Here is a 15,257-nt window from a genome sequence, read left to right as displayed (position 1 = left end):
TTTCCGCATGGCGATCGACTTCAAGCTGCCCGAACTTGGCGAGAACATCCACTCTGGCGATGTGGTGAGCGTCTTGGTCTCCGTAGGAGACGAGATCCAAAGCGATCAACCGGTCCTCGAGATCGAAACCGACAAGGCGGTGGTCGAGGTCCCCTGCCCGCACAGCGGTCGCGTGACGGCGATCCATGTGAAGAAGGGAGACACGATTCCGATCGGCGGCAAGATCATCACGCTCGACGGTGGCGGGGGTGATGGTAGTGGTGGGGCCGCGGCGGCAAAGGCGCCCGAACCGGCCGCCAAGCCAGCCCCTGCGAAAGCGGCGCCAGCCCCGGCCGAGCCCGCACCGGCGCCCGCTGCGAAGCAGGCGTCTCCCCCCCCCACGACGGCCAAACCGGCACGCGCGCCCGCAGCGTCGGCTCGCGCAGCGGCTGCGGCAACACTCGCTCCTAGCAACGGTGGTGGCGCCGCTCCGGCGGCCCCCTCCACGCGGCGACTGGCACGCGAGTTGGGGGTCGACCTGACGGGCGTTCCGGGCACTGGTCCCGGCGGCCGGATCACGCGTGACGATGTGATGGCGGCCGTTCGCTCGCACGGCGCTGCCCCTGCGTCGGCCAGCGCGGGCGCTTCTTCAGAAGGGGCCGAACCCGAAGGTGAACGGGACTCGTACGGACCCGTGCGGCGCGAGCCGATGACCAAGATCCGTCGCACCATCGCGGCGAACATGGCCAAATCGGCCAGCACGATCCCGCACGTCACGAACTTCGACCAGGCGGACGTGACGGAGCTCGAGCGTATCCGCCAGGGGAGCAAGGACTCGTTGGCCGAGGTGAATATCAAGCTCACGCCGCTGGCCTTCGTCGCCCGGGCGGTGGCGCTGGCCCTGCGATCGCACCCGGTGATCAATGCCTCGATCGACATGGAGGCCGAGCAGCTCACATTCAAGGAATACGTGAACCTGGGCATCGCCGTCGACACCGAACGAGGGCTGGTCGTACCGGTGATTCGCGGGGCGGACAAACTCTCGATTCCTGAACTGGCCGAAGAACTGGGCATCGTCGCCGAAAAGGCTCGCACCACGACCTTCACGATTGACGATCTGCGCGGCGGCACGTTCACGATCAGCAATTTGGGGGCGGTGGGGGGCATGTACTCGACGCCGATCATCAATCACCCCGAAGTGGCCGTGCTGCTGGTCGGACGTTCGAAGCAGATGCCGGTCGTGATCGACGGCGATCTGGAAGTGCGACTGATCATGCCGCTGAGCCTGTCGTACGATCATCGCCTGGTCGATGGCGCCGCGGCGGCTCGCTTCCTGAACGACGTCATTGCGCTGCTCGAGAATCCGGGGCGTCTGCTCTTTGCCGTCTGACACGCGCGCGGCAAGTTGTCCACGGCAGATTGATCGTTCGCGCGCGAATTTGCTTGACCTGCGCCACCGGTCTGCGAAAATCTTGCCGCGCTGCAGTGGCTTGCCTGCGCCGGTTTGTTGGCCCGTTCGTGGCATTCTCCGGTCAGGCCTGGTTCGCATTTCGTCGCTGCCGCGCTGACGGGGGAATTCGGCGTCTCTGGGCGGGTATTCAATCCGCCTGTTACGCCACGTTGGCAGCCACATCGACTACGCGAGGGAGCACCGCATGTACGTCACGCAGACTCTGAAACGCGCCATGTTGCTCTTCGGCAAGGAAACCGCCGTGCGCAACGGCGATCTGACGCTCGACTACCGTCAGTTCGGCGAGCGCATTCAGCGGTTTGCCGGGGCGCTGCGCAGCCTGGGCGTTGGACACGACGACAAGGTGGCGATCCTCTCGCTCAACAGCCATCGCTATCTGGAGGCGATCTTCGCCACGATGTGGGCCGATGGGATCATCGTACCCCTCAATATTCGTCTTGCCCCTCCGGAGCTGATCCACCAGATCAACGAGGCCGAGGTTCGCGTGCTCATCGTCGACCAGACGTTCTCGATGATGCTGCCCGCCTTCGAAGGCAAGCTGCATACCGTGCGGCAGATCATCTTCTCGGGCGAGACGCCTCCCCCCGATGGCCTGCTCGACTTCGAGCAACTGGTCGCCAGGTCGCAGCCGATCGAGGACGCGCGCCGCGGAGGAGACCAGGTCGCCGGCATCTTCTACACCGGCGGCACGACGGGGCGTGCCAAGGGGGTGATGCTCTCGCACGACAACATCATGGCCAACGCCGAGAACACGCTGATGGTGAACTCGTCTCGCCATCACGACGTCTACCTGCACTCGGCGCCGATGTTCCACCTGGCCGATCTCTCGGGCACGTTTGCCGTCACGCTCGTGGGCGCGACGCACGCTTTTATTCCCTTCTTCGAGCCGCTGGCCGTACTGCAGGCCATCGAGCGTTTCCGCGCGTCGCTCGTGTTGATGATTCCCACGATGCTCAATATGGTGCTGAATCACCCGCGGTTCCATGAGTTCGACCTGACGAGCATCCGTGCGATCTCGTATGGCGCCGCGCCGATCCCGCTGGCACTGCTGCAGAAGGCGCTCAAGGAACTGCCGTGCGACTTTATTCAGGGCTACGGCATGACGGAACTATCGCCGCTTTGCGCCATGTTGCCCCCCGAGGCGCACCGGCTCGACGGTTCGCCCGAGATGGAAAAGCGTCTCCGCGCGGCGGGCATCCCCATCTTCACGGCCGAAGTGGCGATCATGGACGAGAACGATCAGGAGGTACCGCGCGGCACGGTGGGAGAGATCTGTGCCCGTGGTCCGATGGTGATGAAGGGCTACTGGAAGCAACCGGAGGAAACGGCCAAGGCGCTGCGCAACGGCTGGATGCACACGGGGGACGCCGGCTATATGGACGAAGACGGTTATATCTTCCTCGTCGATCGCACGAAGGACATGATCGTGACCGGTGGCGAGAATGTCTATTCGGTCGAGGTCGAGGCGGCGCTGTACGAGCATCCGGCGGTGCTCGAAGCGGCCGTGATCGGCATTCCGGATGAACAGTGGGGCGAAGCGGTCCACGCGATCATCTTTCTCAAGCCGGGCAAGCACGCCAGCGAGGAAGAGCTCGTCCACCATTGCCACGGGCTGATCGCCAACTACAAATGCCCGAAGAGCGTGGCCGTCGTCGACCAGGAGCTACCGAAGAGCGGCGCCGGCAAGATCCTGAAGCGCGATCTCCGCCAACCGTATTGGGAAGGGCAGGAGCGGATGATTCATTAAAAGGAGTTTGGTGAACCTTGCGCCACAGCATGGTCATTCTCGACGACGAACCGGATCGAATCGAGGCGATGTTGGATGCGCTCCGGGGCGTATTTCCCAAGCTTTCGCCGATCGTTTTTGACAACGCGCCAGAGATGGTTGACTGGCTGCACGATGGCTTGGAAACGGTGACGTTGATTTGCCTCGATCACGACCTTGGTCCAAACCGAAGAAGGGGTGAGCTCCTTTTCGATCCTGGAATTGGCCGCGATGTGGCCGACTTTTTGGCAAGACAAACGCCAACCTGTCCCGTGCTAATCCACACGACGAACCACATCGCCGCTCCGGGCATGCTTCGCGTGTTGCAGGAATCCGGCTGGCAAACCTCACAGGTAACACCCTACGGCGACCTGGAGTGGATCGGTGAGGTTTGGGTGGCCGAAGTGCGACGCATCTTGTCGATGAAATAATGCGAGCCCCCCCGGGGTGTTGCCCCGGGCTATGTTGTCTCGCCCCTGTGGGGCTTTCGTTTGCTCGTCTGAAAATGCCCCTCAAAACCAGCCAGGAGTGGGTCGCCCCCTATTTCGCTCTGGGGGGACTTTTCTTGAAGAAGAGCCGCCGTCGGGCGAGGTACTTGGTGAACAGAAGAAAGTGTTCTCCATGCCCGGCGTTTGCCCGGTTGGGGAGCAGCCGTATTCTGCCTACCGGCCACGAACCACTTGGCCCCTCGTTTCTCGCTTTGCAGGGGGATTTTCGGCCGCCTATAATCGGGATTAGTCAGGTCGTGGGGGACGGAGATTTCGCGTGGGGAAACCAAGCCGCAGGTGATTCGCGCGCCGGCAGCGTTTGCCGCGCCGTGGATCGCCCCTTGCCGCCGTACACTCGTGCGGCGGCAACCGCCAGACCCGCTGCCCCGTTCTACTCAAGGAGTGTCGCTCGATGTGGATTCCCAAATGGGTCCGTGACCGCAAGAAGGGGGTCGATTCCCCCGTCCCCACGCAGGTCGTCTCGAACGAGGAATTCATCCCTCGTCCGCAAACGAAGCAGCAGAAGCAGGTCGAGTACCTGATCAACACCCTGGGGGCCGAAAAGGCGAAGCGGCTCGGCATGGAGCGCCGCGACTTCATGGCCAGCGGCATGGGCATGGCCACCTGCTTCCTCGCCAGCAACATGGTCTTCGGCAACAACTGGAACGTGACCGAAGAAGAGACCCTGGAGCCCGGCGCCTACGAAGACAAGTTCCCCAAAAGCGAATACTTCGTCATCGACGTGCAGGCGCACTTCACGAATGGTCTCGCCATCGGGTTCCGCAACCACGAGTTCGTCCGGAACATGGGCTTCAAGCTCGACGAGAGCCCGGCGGCCTATGCCTTTCCGAACTTCGTCAAAGAGATGTACTTCGACAGCGAAACGGCCATGCTTGTCATCTCGGGCGTGCCGGGTCGCGAGCGCTCGGTCGATCGCAAGGGGAATCCCATCACCGAGGTGACCAAGCGTGGCGGCGGCGTGCTGCCGAGTTGGCTCATGTCGCGGCGCAAGAAAGACATCAACGAGATGGCCGGTTCGCAGCGTGCCCTGTGCCAGGGCAACTGCGCGCCGAACCACTACTGGGACAAGGCCACCAACTCGCAAGACAAGCAGGCGCTCTTCGAGCAGATGGAGCGCGAAGTCAAGGAATACGGCATCGATAGCTGGAAGTGGTACTGCCACACCGACCCGGGCAACTCGGGCAACGGCTTCCAGATGGACGACGAAAAGATCGCCTATCCCTTCTACGAGAAGTCGCGCGAGCTGGGCATGAAGCTCTTCAGCGTCCACAAGGGCTTCTCCTATCAGTCGAAGACGCTGGGCCACTTGGCTAATCCGAAGGACGTGGAGAAAGCGGCGCTCGACAACCCCGACTTCAAGTTCATCGTCTACCACTCGGCGATGCAGCACGTGCCGAACGAGCCCGACTTCGGCACCAGCCTGAATCTCGAGACCGGCGATTTCGCCTGGCACGACGTGCTGATGAAGATCAAGGAGCGCAATCCCCAGATGGACAACGTCTATCCGGAAATCGGCTCTTCCTACGGCACGTTGGCCATCTACAACCCGGTGATGTGCCAGCACCTGATCGGCAAGAACATCAAGAACTACGGCGCGGATCACGTGATCTGGGGGACCGACTGCCTGTGGTGGGGCTCGCCGCAGTGGGTCATCGACTCGTTCAAGCGGTTCCAGATCACCGACGAATTGTGCGAGAAGTTCGGCTACGCCAAGGTCACGAAGGAAGACAAGGCGAAGATCTTCGGCCTTAATGCGGCGAAGATCTATGGCGTGGATGTCGAGGCCAAGCGCAACGTGATTCCGAAGGACGAACTGTCGAAGCTGAAGATCGCCTACCACGACGCCGGCTGCCAGCGCGACAATGCCGCCTACGGCTGGGTTCGCGACGACGTCACGGCGTAGCCGCACGCTCGGTTTTAACCTCGGGTGGCACGGATGATTTTCCGCCGTCGACGCCCTGCTGGGTGCGGACACTAGCCGGAAAATCATCCGTGTCGCGCAGCGACAAGAGGACTGTTGTGCGTCCCCATTTGGGCGATCGCGAAGCAGACTTCTGGTTGCCGCGCAACACCGACGATTCTGCGACTTTACGCGAGCAGGTTCGAGGACGACCACTCCGCAGAATCGTCGGTGCTATCCCCTCGACCAAGCTAACTGCCCCTAAAGGCCTTCCACGATGCCGGCGACCTGGCTGCGGCGCTTCGTCTTTGCCTGCCAGCTTGCGCTCCTCGTGGCGACCGTCGTGGTGTTCTGCACGCGCTCGAGCGTGAAGCTGGCCCACGCCGATCCGCCGGCGAACGAGGCGGCGTCTCCCTCGAAGGAGCTCGATCCGGCCGCCTGGGGGAGCGACCACGTCGGCCAGGAGCTGCCCGAGTACATCGAAGGGGGGGAGTGCCTGTTCTGCCACCGCGACGACGTCGGACATAGCTGGGCCAAGAACGCGCACAACCGCACGATCCGCGATGCCGAGCCTGGCAGCCCGGAGATGGCCCCCCTCGTGGCCAACGAAGCCACGCGCGCGCTGGCCGAGGAGGTGAAGCTCGTGATGGGAGATCGCCGCGCGGCGCGCTATCTCAAGCCGGGCGAGGCCTATGGTCACGCCGACCTGCTCAGCGTGGGGGCGCATGCCGGGCGCGCGGGGGGACGTTTTCGTCTCGCGCACGGTGAAAATCCGCACTGGGATAGCGAGCAGTTCAACGTGCGCTGCGCCGGCTGTCATACGACGGCCGTCGATCCCGCGGATCAATCGTTTGCCACGGTGTCGCTCGATTGTTTCGCCTGCCACGGCGATGCCCCGGTCGAGCACGCCAACGACGCGACGTTGATGCCCCTGGCGAAGAAGCGTAAGGATTCACCGCAGGTGGTGACCTCACTCTGCGGCAGTTGTCACATTCGTTTCGGCAAGTCGCGGGCGAGCGGCCTTCCTTTCCCCACGAACTTCGTCGCGGGCGACAATCTCTTCCGCGACTTCGAGTTCGACTGGCGCCTGGCCGACGACGAGCAGATCAATCCGTCGGACCGCCACGTGCTGGCGAATGTGCGCGACGTGGCACTCTACGGCCGCGAGGACATGACCTGCCTGTCGTGCCACGACGTTCACACGGGCTCGTCGAAGCGGCACCGCGAGCTGCCCCGACAGGAGTCTTGCGCGGTCTGCCACGACCCGGCCGAGCCCCTGACCAGGCACAAGCAGTACGAAGTTCACAGCGAGCGTTGCGAGTATTGAATGGGCCGGTTTTCTTGACTCGCGTCTCGGCTCGAATCAGACTGCAACTCGATTAGGGTGCGACCGAGCGAGCCGTGTGATTCGTGTGCGGCGGCGTGCCGATCGAGTTCCGTTGTTCGAAGCGTTTGAAGGTCGAGGTATGCGTTTGAATCTCCGCTTCTTGTTGGCCGCCACCTGGTGTATCGGGGCGTGCGGTGCCCTGCCCGCCTGGGGGGCGCGGCCGTCTGAATCTCCCAAGGTGGCGCAATCCCCCGCCGAGACGGGGAAGGATTTCGACCTGCAAGGTGAATATACGGGGCTGATCTCGGGGGGCTGGCGGCGCGAACCGGTCGGGCTGCAGGTGATGTCGCTCGGCGGTGGAGAATTCGCCGCGGTCGAATACCCCGGCGGTCTTCCCGGCGCCGGCTGGGACGGACAAGAGCGGCTCTCGGCACAAGGCAAGGGCGGCACCTCGTCGGCCATTCTCGCGGGGGACCGGCGCAAGGTGGCGCTGGTCAACGGGGAGTTGTGGCTGCGGGACGGCGACGGAATCTTGCGCGGGCTGTTGAAGAAGTCCGTGCGTTCGAGCCCCACGCTGGGTCTCGCCCCGCCCCCAGGAGCCACGATGCTCTTCAACGGCGCGCCGAGCCCTTACCTCAAGAACGAGCGTATCACGCCCGACGGACTGTTGATGGAGGGGGCCATTACCGAGTTGCCCTATCAGGACTTCTTCCTGCACGTCGAGTTCCGCTTGCCTTACATGCCCGAGGCGCGCGGGCAGGGGCGCGCCAACAGCGGCATCTACATTCAGGAGCGTTACGAGGTGCAGATCCTCGATTCGTTCGGGCTGGAAGGTCTGGCGAACGAGTGTGGCGGCTTGTACAAGACGCGCGAGCCCGATCTGAACATGTGCCTGCCTCCGCTAACCTGGCAGACGTACGAGATCAGCTTCCGCGCTGCGCGGTTCGACGACGAGGGCAAGAAGACCGAGAACGCGCGGATCACGGTCGTCCATAACGGCGTGCCGGTGCAAAACAACGTCGAGATCCCGAACAAGACGGGCGCCGGCCGACCCGAGGGTCCAGAGCCGCGTCCCATCAAGTTTCAGGATCACAGCAATCCGGTTCGTTTCCGCAACGTCTGGATCGTCGATCGGAGCGCGTCGCGGAGGGGCGTGCCGGCGACCGCGGTCTCGACGCGCATGACGCCCCCGGAGGAGATCTACTTTGCGCCAGGCGCCTCTTCGGGTGCGGGAGTTTCGCAGGAATTCCTCTGCCCACCGCTGCGTTGCCGATAGAGGAGCAACAGGCTCCCGAGCATGAGCAGGGTGCCCGACAGGGCGGCCAGTTGTACTCCCCGAGCAAAGCTGTTGGGCTCGTAGCGGAAGATCAGTTGGTGCTGTCCGGCGCTCACTTCGACGCCGCGGAGTGCATAATCGGCCAAGAGAATCGGTCGTTCATCGCCATCAAGGTACGCGCGCCAGCCGGGGTACCACCAGTCGGCCAGCACGACCAGTCCCGGCGTTTGCATGTCGAGCGACAATTCGATCTCGTCCGATTGCTCGCGTACGAGGTGCGCTTCGCCCCGGGCGTCGGTTGCCGCGAGATGGGTTTTTTCGCGGACAAAAGCGATGTCGCGAGGTTTGAAATCGACACGCCGCATGAGCGTCAGCGTCTCGTTCTGATCCGCGATGCTGGCGACGCGCCGGGGCACGAAGGCGCGTGGCAAGGCGTTGGGCATCTCGACCAGCGTGAAGTCCTCGGGGTTCTGTCCGCGAACGGTCGCCGGACCCCGATACGTCTGACTGCGAAACACGAGGTAGCGCACGCCGAGCAAGTCGTGAATCGGCGATTCGAGCGGCGCCATGTGATGCAGCGTGCTCGCCGGGGGAAACTCGAGCTTCTTCCGCCAGGGCAACTCGAATTCGTCGGACAAAACCAACTCCACGAGGGAGCGTGGGTCCACCCCATCGTAGCCGCGAATCTGCCGCAGGCCGTACATCTGATTTAACATAGGCGGCAGACAGTCCTGACCGCAGATTCGTCCTGGCGGCCGTTGTGCCAGGTCGGCAAGAAAGGGAACCTCGGGGTAGTAGAGCTTCGGATCGCACTGCGCATTGAGGCCGTGCGCATTCCATGCCATCTCGCCCACAAGCAGCATCGGCAGCACATAGATCAAGGCGGCGCGCGTTTGCGGACGTACTCGCAGCAAGAACCACGCACCGGCCAACAATAGGCCGAGCGTCGCCGCCACCAGGTGCGTTTGCACGAACCAGGCAGGCGCAGGAAACAAACCGAGGACGACCGCTCCCGATTGGACGAACACGGCCTCCGGGGGCCAGATCGCACGCGCCAGGCACCAGCCCGTCAACGCCAGCGAGGCGATGGGAGGAACGATCATCCATCTCCGCCACGCGAATCGGCGGCGCGCGAGCGTATCGATCCCCATTACCCCCAGCGCGAGCAGGGCGAACGCGGTCACGAACATGAATCGGTTGAAGGTGAGCAATCGCAATAGCGGCAAGTGCGCGAGCAGCGCGAAGCCTGGGATTCCCAATGTCCAGGCGGCGCCAACGAGAGCCACGATGAACCAGAAAGCTGCCTCGCCGCGACGCCGACCAGCGGCAGCCAAGGGAGCAAGAAAAAAGGCGACCGTCATGCCCGCGTAACCGGCCGCGGCACTCTCCTGAAGAAAGCCGGGCAGCAGGTAGACTTCGTTCTGCCGACCGGTGCCGTAAAAGTAAGGAATCACCATCTGGGGCAACGAGACGATTCCCAGCGCGGGACGCTCATCGCGTTTGGCCTCGCGCTGAGCCATGCGATAGCTATGATCGATGTATTCGAGGGTGGGTAGAATCTGCGGCGCGGCGAGCAGTATGCCGAGCAACCAGCCCGCGGCAAGCGCGGCCCCCCTGCCCGCGACGGCTTGCCAGGCGTGCTGTCGGACGAAGATCGCCGCCAAACGCCAGACGGCGAAGAGGCCGCTTGCCAACAGCACGAGCGCACCGTCGGCCAGATGCCCCGAGAGGAGCACGAATGCCGTAAAAACTGCCAGCGCGAGCCCCCCGACATCACTTGGCCGGCGCACGGTCCACTGCACGGCGAGCAGCATCCAAGGCAACCACGTCACGACGCAACTGCTGCCGAACACGGCCCATTGCACCAGATAGCCCGTCAGCGGGAAGCACCACGCGCCGATCGCCGCCGGCCAGAAGCGCACGCGCAGCGACTGTCGAAAGAACAGGTACGCACCACAGCCAGCAACCAGCGCGCGAGCGAAGTGGGTCCAGGCCACGGTGACGGGACTGGGAAAGAGGTAGTCCAGTAACCGATACGGTGAAAAGACGGCCGAGATGTTATTGGCGATGAACGGCGCGCCGGCAAAGTTGTCGGGGTCCCACAATGGCAGCCTTCCGGCGCGCACCTCGCGCGCCGCGCGCACGCGGAACACCTCGTCCACCAATACGAGATCCGCGTACGACGGATCGACCGAATTCAGGTCGACATCAGCCGAAATGCCGGGCAAATAAGTCGGCAGGAGGTCGAGCGGCAGAAAGATCGTGCGTCCCAGCAGGGACGAACCATAGAGCAGGAACTGGATCGCCATGATCCCACCCAACACGCCGATCGCGCGTGCGACTCGCCGAGAGGGCTGCATAAGCAAGGTTCGCTGGTGAAACGGGCTCGAGGCGAACGAAGATCGACCGTCTCCGCCGCCGCATGACGTCCAAACCGCCAGCATATGCTGGACGGCCTCTCGATCCAACGTCGGAGCCGCTACGCCAGGCACCGCGAGCAGGCAACGCCGGCAGCTTAGTCCGGCGGAGTGAGCACAACCGGCACGCCCGTCGTAATCGATCGCCTGGCCGCCTCGCACATCGCCACGGCCCAGGTTGCGTCGCTGGCCGAAACAGGCAGGCCATAGCCGTCGCGCACGGCGCCCGCCACGGCAAAGATCATCTCGCGCAGCTCGAGCATCTCGCCGCTGGGACGATCGAGCGGGATCTCCTCGATCTTCGCGCCATCGTAGAGCCGGAGCGATTCCTTGGGCGAACGCGTACGGTCGATCGCGCCGCTCCAGGTGGCCACGAGGGCGCCGCGCGTGCCGGTGATCCGCACCGATTGCTGATGCTCGAAGCCGCTCGTCGTGTGCGAAATGACGGCCTGCGCCCCGCGCGGAAAATCGAGCTGGGCCGTGAAATTGTATTCCAGCCCAGCCTGCTCCGGTTCGCGCGAGTTGGAACGGGCAAAGATCGCCTCGGGTTCTCCCACGGGCGAGAAGTACCAGCGGACCAGATCGAAGAGATGGATCGGCCCTTCGAGCAGCCAGTTTCCTACCCATGTGGGGTCATATCGCCAGGAGTCGACTCCCTCGCGATAGGGCATTCTCCACAGTTCGAGCCACGCGGCGCGGGGCTCGCCGATCCCGCCGTTTTCGATGAGCAACTTGATGCGCCCCCACAACGGCGAAAGCCGCATCGTGTGGGCCACGGCGATTAAACGCCCCCGGCGAGTCGCCAATTGCTGTAGCTCCAGGCATTGCTCGACCGTGATCGCCAGCGGCTTTTCGACCAGCACGTGCTTGTCCGACTCGAGTACCAGTTGCGCCGCGGGATAATGCAGGGCGTTGGGCACGACGATGTCGACGACCTCGAGATCGTCGCGTCCGACGAGCTCGAGCAGATCGTCGTGGACGTCGACGTCGGGATAGTTGGCCCGGGCCTGCTCGACCGACTCGGCCGATCGGGCGGCGATGGCCTGCAGCTTTGCCCCGCGCGTCGAGGCGATGGCGGAAGCATGGTGGCTCCCCCAACCGCCATATCCGATCAAACCGAATCGAATGTCCATCGCAAGCATCCCTCTTCGGGGGGCGAATCGTGCGTTTCAGACGTCGGGCCATCGCCAACGATACCGTGGTGGGAAAGCCCGGTCCACGATTCCTTTACGGCGCGTCGACAGCGCCGCGCAGGTCAACTAAACTGAAGACTTCGCAGGCCCTGGCCGGGGGAACCCGGGGCTTCGTGCGGCGGCAGCGACGCGGCCGTGGCCACCCAAGGGAACCAGCCCGGACGGGTCTCGTCCGCGACAGCCAATCTCGAACGTCGGACACCTCTTGAAGGGCTCGGTAGCCAAAATACCTGTCGCGTTTTCTGCGCGATCTACCCGCCTGAAGCATCCATAGCCGGGAACGCAGCGCCCTCGAACGGCAGCGAGACTGCCAGGGCGATCTGGAGCGAGCAACTTATGTCGACGAGTCGTCAGCAGCTTTTCTCGACCGCGTCGGTGCTGTTTTTTCTATCGGGCAGCACGGGTCTGGCGTACGAGGTGATCTGGTTCCGCCGCTTCTCGCACGTGTGGGGCAGCTCGACGCTGGCCATGGCCTCGGTCGTGGCTTCCTTCCTGCTGGGACTGGGCCTGGGGGCCTATCTGTGGGGGCGTCGCGCGGATCGACTGAATGCTCCGCTGCGTTGGTACGGCATCTGCGAGCTCGCCATCGGCGTGCTGGCGGGGGCCATCCCCTTCGTCATGCCCTGGCTGTCCGATCTGTCGGCCTCGCTGTATCCATCGCTGAACGGTCAGCCGGTCGTCCATTTCCTGGTGCAGTTTGGCCTGACTTTTCTGACCATCGGCCCCGTTTGCGTGCTGATGGGGGGAACCTTGCCGCTGCTGGTGCGCGAATTCACCGCGCGCGATGGTAGCCTCACCGAAGCGACCGGCTGGCTATATGCGATCAATACGTTTGGCGCAGCAACCGGCTGCTACGTTACTGGGTTCCACCTGCTGCCCACGCTGGGCCTTTACTGGACGAACAACGCGGCGGCGATTTTGAACCTGGCCATTGGCGTCGTGGCCGTGATGGCCGCCAAGTCGACGGTGGCCGCCGTCCAAGGCGAAGCGCCCGTGGAACAGAGTCCGGAAGTAGCGGCGGCTGGCGCGCCAGCGGCCGTTCCTTGGCGGACGCGTGGCGTATACCTGGCGGCACTGCTCACGGGCGCCTCGGCCTTGATCCTGCAAATGGCCTGGTCGCGACAACTCTCGCTGGTCGTGGGTGGCTCGACCTATGCGTTCTCGGCCACCGTGTTCGTCGTGTTGCTCGGCATCGCCTGCGGCAGCCTGATCTATCACGTCTACCTGCGCACGCGCGAGCAACACACCCTGCGGGCCTACACATGGGTCATCCTGCTGATCGCCATCTCGACCGCGATCGGCATGCAAAATATCCCGCCGCTGTGCAGCCTGGCGGGCGACATGCGCGGCTGGCGCGACAATCAATTGTCGAACGCGCTGTTCTGCGCTGGTACGAGCGCGTTGGTGGAGTTTCTGCCGGCGCTCGGCATGGGCATTTTGTTTCCCCTGCTCGTCCAATTGACCCACCGCAGCGCGAACGAGGCGGGCAAAACGGTGGGCAATGTTTACTTTTGGAACACGGTGGGGTCGATCCTCGGCGCCACGCTCACCAGTGCGGTGCTCGTGCCCTGGCTGGGTTCCTATGGAACAGCGACCTTGGCCGTGGCGATGTACTTTCTGGCGCTGGTGGTGGTCGTGCCGGCCCCCAGCAAGAAGACGGCCATGGCGTGGCTCGGCGGTGCGGTCGCGGCAGCTCTATCGCTCGGCATCGCGAGCCTCGAACCCGATCCGCGGTCGACGAATCTGGGCATGTTTTTGTACGGTCCGGAAGCCGGCAAGGCGATGGACAACTCTGACATTTTGCTTTATCGCGAAGGCCCGGCGGCCAACGTGCTGGTGCTTGGCCAGGGAGAACACCGCACGCTGCGCGTCAACGGCAAAGTCGACGCGAGCAACTCGCTCGACATGCAGACCCAGGCCGGATCGGCCTACGTTCCGCGCATCTTTCAGCCGCACGCCAAGGAGGTGCTGGTAATCGGCTTCGGCAGCGGAACCACGCCCGGCGCGAGCCTGCTCTTTCCCGAGACGCGGGTCACGTGCGTCGAGATCGAGCCTGCGGTCTACGAGGCCTCGGAATTCTTCGGCGATGTGAATCATCGCCCGCACGAATCGGACCGCTTTGAAATGGTCATTGGGGACGGGCGCACCTACGTGCAGGGGACCGACAAGAAGTTCGATTTGATCATCTCCGAACCTTCGAATCCCTGGATGGCGGGGGTCTCGGCCTTATTTACCTCGGAGTATTTCCGCGCTGCTCGCGAACGTCTCAACAAAGGTGGGGTACTCGCGCAGTGGATGCAAACGTATCACTTCACGATCGAGGAATACGCCCTTGTGGTGCGAACGTTGCGTAGCGTATTTCCACACGTGGGGGTCGTCACATTGTCGGGGGGGGCCGACACGGTGCTGCTCGCCTCGGATCGGCCGCTGATTCCCACGGCCGAGGAAGTCGGGATCGTGCAAGCGCAGGTCGAAGAGATCCCGGCGATCAAGAACGACCTGAAAAAGTATTTTCACACGACGAACCTGAGCGAGATCCTGCTTTCCACCTACCGGCTGAGCACCGTCGAGCTGAACCTGCTGACGAAACAATCGGGGAGCGACGCCCTGAACACGGATTTGAATCTGCGGCTCGAATTCGACGCGCCTCTCCGGCTATTCAGCCCGGCGCAGTCGCAAGACGACATGGCTCAGCCGCAGATTGCCCGGGCCATGAGCCCGGGCTGGCTCGATCGGCTCTCGCGCGAGCTGGGACGCGATCCGAAGGAAACCACTTTTCTGGTGGACACGGGCAAGTACATAGAATCGATGAATCAGACCGATCAAGCGATGAAATTCTATGAATTGGCCCTACGTCGGGATCCGTCGGCCGAGACGCCCCGTCTGCAGTTGGCCGCCGCCGCCTTTAAGCGTAACGAACCGGAGAAGGCCGCGCGGATCCTCGCCGATCTGCTGCGACAGCATCCGGCGAACACCGATGCGTTGTACTTGCTCGGTCAGATCTTCGAGCGGCAACGCAAATACTCTGATGCCGTAAAGCTTTATCGGCGGGCACTCGAGATCGTCCCGGAATCGGATGCCATCGGCAACAATCTCGCGTGGCTGCTGGCCACGTGTGGCGACGAAAGTGTCCGCGACGGCGAAGAAGCGGTTCGCGTGGCGCAGCCGATTTGCGAGCGCGACGGGTACAAGAAGTTCGAGTTCGTCGATACACTAGCAGCGGCCTGTGCCGAAGCGGGCAATTTTGCCGAAGCGGTCCGCCTGGCAGAGGATGCCCAAGAATCCGCGGTCGAAGCGAACAACGCGCAGATGGCCGAGCAAATCGGTTCGCGTTTGCGGCTGTACGAAGCGGGCCAGCCTTACCACGAGGGTTAAGGGCTGACCCGCCGCAGTCGTGGCCGCGGACGGCAGTAGGAGACC

At 63.5% G+C, this 15,257-nt stretch carries 9 protein-coding genes; 7 read left to right on the top strand and 2 right to left on the bottom strand.

Annotation, left to right across the window (positions count from 1 at the left end):
- Nucleotides 1-7: 7 nt before the first annotated feature.
- From KF708_13830 to KF708_13805, 6 genes are all read left to right on the top strand, one after another.
- Nucleotides 8-1,369, top strand: coding sequence for a 2-oxo acid dehydrogenase subunit E2 (locus KF708_13830; protein MBX3413766.1), 1,362 nt, complete (start codon nucleotides 8-10; stop codon nucleotides 1,367-1,369).
- A gap of 265 nt (nucleotides 1,370-1,634) precedes the next feature.
- Nucleotides 1,635-3,197 (top strand): long-chain-fatty-acid--CoA ligase, encoded by a 1,563-nt coding sequence (locus KF708_13825; GenBank protein MBX3413765.1) that lies wholly within the window; start codon nucleotides 1,635-1,637, stop codon nucleotides 3,195-3,197.
- Nucleotides 3,198-3,214: 17 nt separating this feature from the next.
- Nucleotides 3,215-3,646: a hypothetical protein gene (locus KF708_13820; GenBank protein MBX3413764.1), complete on the top strand. Its 432-nt coding sequence runs from the start codon at nucleotides 3,215-3,217 to the stop codon at nucleotides 3,644-3,646.
- A 469-nt stretch (nucleotides 3,647-4,115) separates the two neighbouring features.
- Nucleotides 4,116-5,627 carry an amidohydrolase gene (locus KF708_13815; GenBank protein MBX3413763.1) on the top strand — a complete coding sequence of 504 codons (1,512 nt, stop codon included), beginning with the start codon at nucleotides 4,116-4,118 and terminating at the stop codon, nucleotides 5,625-5,627.
- 274 nt (nucleotides 5,628-5,901) lie between these two features.
- Entirely contained in the window at nucleotides 5,902-6,951 is a 1,050-nt protein-coding gene (locus KF708_13810) for a cytochrome c3 family protein (GenBank protein MBX3413762.1), read from the top strand.
- A 139-nt stretch (nucleotides 6,952-7,090) separates the two neighbouring features.
- Entirely contained in the window at nucleotides 7,091-8,227 is a 1,137-nt protein-coding gene (locus KF708_13805) for a DUF1080 domain-containing protein (protein MBX3413761.1), read from the top strand.
- On the opposite strand, the gene KF708_13800 is transcribed toward KF708_13805, so the two are convergent.
- A complete protein-coding gene (locus tag KF708_13800; GenBank protein ID MBX3413760.1) occupies nucleotides 8,152-10,587 on the bottom strand; it encodes a hypothetical protein in 2,436 nt (811 codons plus the stop codon). The two genes, KF708_13805 and KF708_13800, sit on opposite strands and share 76 nt — an antisense overlap.
- Nucleotides 10,588-10,742: 155 nt before the next feature.
- Nucleotides 10,743-11,777 (bottom strand): Gfo/Idh/MocA family oxidoreductase, encoded by a 1,035-nt coding sequence (locus tag KF708_13795; protein MBX3413759.1) that lies wholly within the window; start codon nucleotides 11,775-11,777, stop codon nucleotides 10,743-10,745.
- Nucleotides 11,778-12,173: 396 nt separating this feature from the next.
- On the opposite strand from KF708_13795, the gene KF708_13790 reads away from it, so the two are divergent.
- A complete protein-coding gene (locus KF708_13790; protein MBX3413758.1) occupies nucleotides 12,174-15,212 on the top strand; it encodes a fused MFS/spermidine synthase in 3,039 nt (1,012 codons plus the stop codon).
- Nucleotides 15,213-15,257: the final 45 nt, after the last annotated feature.

The organism is Pirellulales bacterium (assembly GCA_019636335.1).
Lineage (GTDB): Bacteria > Planctomycetota > Planctomycetia > Pirellulales > JAEUIK01 > JAHBXR01.
Note: the sequence above shows the minus strand (reverse complement) of the source record. Positions and strands in the feature narration are given on the sequence as shown.

Bases quoted from the DNA above. Each gene is read 5' to 3' on its own strand.
- KF708_13790 (MBX3413758.1), top strand. From the start codon at position 12,174: ATGTCGACGAGTCGTCAGCAGCTTTTCTCGACCGCGTCGGTGCTGTTT.
- KF708_13830 (MBX3413766.1), top strand. From the start codon at position 8: ATGGCGATCGACTTCAAGCTGCCCGAACTTGGCGAGAACATCCACTCT.
- KF708_13815 (MBX3413763.1), top strand. From the start codon at position 4,116: ATGTGGATTCCCAAATGGGTCCGTGACCGCAAGAAGGGGGTCGATTCC.
- KF708_13795 (MBX3413759.1), bottom strand. From the start codon at position 11,777: ATGGACATTCGATTCGGTTTGATCGGATATGGCGGTTGGGGGAGCCAC.
- KF708_13800 (MBX3413760.1), bottom strand. From the start codon at position 10,587: ATGCAGCCCTCTCGGCGAGTCGCACGCGCGATCGGCGTGTTGGGTGGG.
- KF708_13805 (MBX3413761.1), top strand. From the start codon at position 7,091: ATGCGTTTGAATCTCCGCTTCTTGTTGGCCGCCACCTGGTGTATCGGG.
- KF708_13810 (MBX3413762.1), top strand. From the start codon at position 5,902: ATGCCGGCGACCTGGCTGCGGCGCTTCGTCTTTGCCTGCCAGCTTGCG.
- KF708_13825 (MBX3413765.1), top strand. From the start codon at position 1,635: ATGTACGTCACGCAGACTCTGAAACGCGCCATGTTGCTCTTCGGCAAG.